Here is a 4,075-nt window from a genome sequence, read left to right as displayed (position 1 = left end):
AGCATAAAATCCATATATACTGTACTTAACATATATACTTCATAATATTCCCCAAATTCGATGACTTTGGTAGCAAGTTCTAATCCATAAGTGAATATTCCCGCACTAATCACACCAAATACAACAGAACTCCATATAAAGGTAAACTTACTTTCTAATTCGGCCTGCATCTTAATCAATTCCCATCTCAACTCAATATATGAAAGATGTTTTATTTCATTAAAAATAGTTGATTTGTATGTACGCCAATATTTTTCATCCGCGCTGGGAAATACTTTATGATAAAAATTAACAAGCGTTTCAGAAATGCCTTTCTTTTCAGGTAATAACACACTCAAACTAACTCACCTCAGACTATACCACTGATTAAAATATTTTGTTTTAATTATACCTCTAAATGTAACCAACCAAATGATAATGTAATAAAATTTCTTAAGAAAGCAACCCCCGATGCAGACTTTGTCTGCATCGGGGGTTAATTTATATTAAAGCTTAGTGTTTTAGCATTTCATTCAAGATAACTACGTCCGTTTCTTTCATACCTTGAGCCACAGTGCCGATACTGCGTATGGTTTCATCAACGGAGTAGGCTACAAGGCCATCGCCTTTTTGGTAGTTCTTGTTAAGGCGGGCTTGTTTATATCCCATGAACGCGCCATCAAGGGAGATAGCAATTTTACCTGCACAGGATGGTTTCGCGCCATCGCATACGATACCGGATAAGCTAGCAAGACCATTCACAAGAGTATTTTCAATAATATCCTTGCTATCACCTTTCAAGAAGGCAATACCTGCTACACTGACTACACCGGCAGATACAACACCGCAGTAGGCAGACAATTTACCTATACCAGATTTAACGTACAGTGTTAACAAATTAGCAAAGACGAGTGCACGGTACAGTTCGTCATCACTTTTACCAAGTTCCTCAGCAGTTGTAATGATAGGTACCGATACTGTTAAGCCTTGGTTACCAGAGCCAGAGCAAATTACAACAGGCAATGGACACCCACTCATGCGTGCATCGGATCCAGCCGCTGCACGAGCTTTACATTTCGTTTCTAGAGACGGATTTTCTTCATCCAACAACAAGAGCTGGCCAATATTGGAGCCATAATCGTTAGACAAACCTTCTCGAGAAATAGCTGTATTGTATTCTACTTGCTGTTTGATTTGAGGAATGATGCCAGAAATATCTGCCGTTTTAGAAAATTCGTAAATGCTATCAAAGGTCATAGCATATTCTGTTTTTGCAACCTTCTTAATTTCATTGATTGTTTCAGACACAATCTCACCATCTACAGCAACATAGGTTACATTTGTATGGTCGTTTTCAATGCGAACCACTGCTGTATGTTCATCTGTTTCAGCAGTGATTTCGATATAAAGATTATCTACACCTTCAGCGAGTGAGACCGTACAGAAGTTGGCATCTAATAATGTGCCGAGCCATTTACGATCTTCATCTGTAGCAGATTCTAATACCTCTAGCTCACGCTCAGGGTGACCTACGATGGCGCCAAGCGTAGTAGCAGCTTGAAGACCTTTTCGACCACCAGAGTTAGGAATGACTACGGACTTTACATTTTTTATAATATTCGCGCTGCATCGTGCGTGAATATGGTTAGGAAACTCATCTAAAACAGAGACTGCCTTCGCAGCCGCATAAGCCAATGCAATTGGCTCAGTGCACCCGAAGGCAGGACGCATCTCTGATTGTAATAAGGAAATATAATCCATCTTATACTTCCGCAATAATTTCCACTTCTACCAAAGCACCTAATGGAAGGTCTTTTACTGCTACGCAAGAACGAGCTGGTTTAGAAGTGAAATATTTAGCATACACTTCGTTAAATGCTTTGAAGTCAGCAATATCAGCCAAGAAACAAGTAGTTTTAATAACTTCAGAGAAGTCAGAACCTGCTGCAGCCAATACAGCATCAATGTTTTTACATACTTGTTCAGTTTGCTCTACGATACCACTTGCAACAATGGAACCAGTTGCAGGATCGAGTGGAATTTGACCAGAAGCGAATAATAAACCGCGTACTACTTTAGCTTGAGAGTAAGGACCTACTGCTGCTGGAGCTTTGTCTGTGTGAATTGTGTTCATAATAATTCTCCTTTAAAATATAATTGAAAATAATATAGATCATTCTAATGCCGCCATACTCACATTAGTAATTACCTTGTAAATGACATACTTCGTGAAAGCATATCTATCATAAATTATTTAATAGATTTGAAGGCGTTGTCAAATATCGTTTTGAAATAATCCCGTTGTACATCAGTTGTTACACCTACGTATAGTACCGGTTTGCCTGGCTTTAACACAAATGCAGTATTTGCATAAAGCGGAGTTTGTACATTTCCATCCGCATATAACAAGCGAGAACTTGCTGCATAAGTTTGATATTTTGTACCAGCCACAGGATGTACTTGTTCCGCATTTTCTACGGTAAGCGTTCTAGGTTTTATAAGCAGTTCACCTGACCGAGTCTTAAGATTAGCATAACGTTTCGGATCATTTAAAGGGACTACAGTTGTAGTAGTTGGAATTTGCTTGTTAATGGCACCTAGCATGAGTTGCTCTGTAACAGGATCAATTTGACCTTTATCTAGAGCTGCCATTGCAGCTACAAACATAGGATCATTTGTCTTATCTTTAGCCACTTGCTGTGCTATTTGTTTAACATCTACAGCTACTACTAACGCATCCTTTTGACCTGTTTTGTCAGCACCTTTTAATTGGTATACGTCAAAAGTAGTGCCAAAGTTTTGAAGAAGCTCCTTGGCCATCATATTTGCCATTGAAGATTTTGAAGGGTTCTCATTCAATTGTTTTTCTACAAAATCACGTGTATTTGTTTTAGATGCAGAAACAACATTTACATTGTTAGGCACTACCATAGAACCTGCAATAGTTTGCACATCCTTAGCGAAACCTACGCCAGATACAGTACCTAATAAACAGGCTGCACAAGCCAATACTTTCAAAGATTTCATATTATTTACCTCCCTTGAGAGATTGTGTTTGATACATATGATTCAACTCATTAGCCCAATAATCATAGCTAGAATCATCAGATGATAAAATCTGTAAGGATACACCTTTATCTGTAGGAACGGCATAACCAATCAAAGCATAAGAATTTCTAAAACCATCATAGCTAAGACCACCACGCAAATCGCCTGTTACAGCCGTACCATAACGTGTTTGAACAGGTTTATATCCTACATGAGTTGCATCTAGGCTCACTTGTTTTGCCATAAAGTCTACATAAGAACGGAGCTCTTCTTTACTTTTAGGAGATAAATTCTTTTCTGTAGCAAGCATTTTATCAACTACCCCCATAATGTGAGCAGGTAACTTGTCATTTAGCATCTTCAAATCTTTTGCTAATTTAGCACCTTCAATCGTATTGCTCTTCAGGCCTTGTAATTGTTGTTGAGCCTTCTCTTTAGAGTAGGAATCTACATATTTAGAGATAGAGCTTTTTATTTTAGCTTTTTCTGCGTCTGGAACCTTTTCTAAAATAGTTTTATTCATATTAATCACTTGATCTATAGCATTTTTAGAATAGTCTACAACGACTAACTGACCTACATGATGACCTTGTTTATCGGTTCCTTGCAATTGATAGACGGAAAATCCATCTAACACATCCCCCTTCATAGGTTCAATTTGTACCGGTGCTTGCAATTTTAAACTAGCATTAACAGCATCAACGGCTGCTTTGTTTGCCACTGAAATTATTTGGCTTTGCTCATTATTCCGTAGCTTTGCATCTGTAGGAACGCGCATAACCTCTACAGCCTTCACCGTAGGAGACGTACTGCCATATAAACCATAGCCTAAATCTACTGTATCCGCACATGCCACTGCACCCATGCCAACAGTCAAGCATGTGGCACAAGCCAATGTCATCATTTTTTTGTTGAGAGCTCTCATAAGACACCTCACGATTTAACAATACATTCGTATACAGATTATATTCATAATCCATATTGCATCCATAAAGATTTTAAAAAGATAATCTATACTGCATATACTAATTATTATACTATATGGAGA

General features: G+C 38.1%; 5 protein-coding genes. All 5 read right to left on the bottom strand.

Annotated features, from left to right (window positions below):
* The coding region (locus QZ334_RS07265) for a hypothetical protein (protein WP_295233210.1) at positions 1-338 on the bottom strand (338 nt) is incomplete at its 3' end.
* A gap of 154 nt (positions 339-492) precedes the next feature.
* Complete coding sequence (locus tag QZ334_RS07260) at positions 493-1,740, bottom strand: serine dehydratase subunit alpha family protein (RefSeq protein ID WP_005387949.1); 1,248 nt, start codon at positions 1,738-1,740, stop codon at positions 493-495.
* Between the two features lies 1 nt (position 1,741).
* The gene (locus tag QZ334_RS07255; protein ID WP_005387948.1) at positions 1,742-2,113 is read right to left on the bottom strand and encodes a RidA family protein; all 372 of its coding nucleotides are present in this window, start codon (positions 2,111-2,113) and stop codon (positions 1,742-1,744) included.
* A 116-nt stretch (positions 2,114-2,229) separates the two neighbouring features.
* Complete coding sequence (locus QZ334_RS07250; RefSeq protein WP_178884532.1) at positions 2,230-3,006, bottom strand: hypothetical protein; 777 nt, start codon at positions 3,004-3,006, stop codon at positions 2,230-2,232.
* 1 nt (position 3,007) lies between these two features.
* Entirely contained in the window at positions 3,008-3,952 is a 945-nt protein-coding gene (locus QZ334_RS07245) for a hypothetical protein (RefSeq protein ID WP_295233206.1), read from the bottom strand.
* Between the last annotated feature and the right edge of the window lie 123 nt (positions 3,953-4,075).

The sequence above is a fragment of the Veillonella sp. genome (assembly GCF_019414865.1).
Taxonomy (GTDB): domain Bacteria; phylum Bacillota; class Negativicutes; order Veillonellales; family Veillonellaceae; genus Veillonella.
The sequence above is the reverse complement of the archived record's forward strand: the minus strand, read 5'-3'. Positions and strand labels throughout refer to the sequence as shown.

Excerpts from the sequence above, each read along its gene's own strand:
- QZ334_RS07255 (WP_005387948.1), bottom strand. The coding sequence starts at position 2,113 with ATGAACACAATTCACACAGACAAAGCTCCAGCAGCAGTAGGTCCTTAC.
- QZ334_RS07260 (WP_005387949.1), bottom strand. The coding sequence starts at position 1,740 with ATGGATTATATTTCCTTATTACAATCAGAGATGCGTCCTGCCTTCGGG.
- QZ334_RS07245 (WP_295233206.1), bottom strand. The coding sequence starts at position 3,952 with ATGAGAGCTCTCAACAAAAAAATGATGACATTGGCTTGTGCCACATGC.
- QZ334_RS07250 (WP_178884532.1), bottom strand. The coding sequence starts at position 3,006 with ATGAAATCTTTGAAAGTATTGGCTTGTGCAGCCTGTTTATTAGGTACT.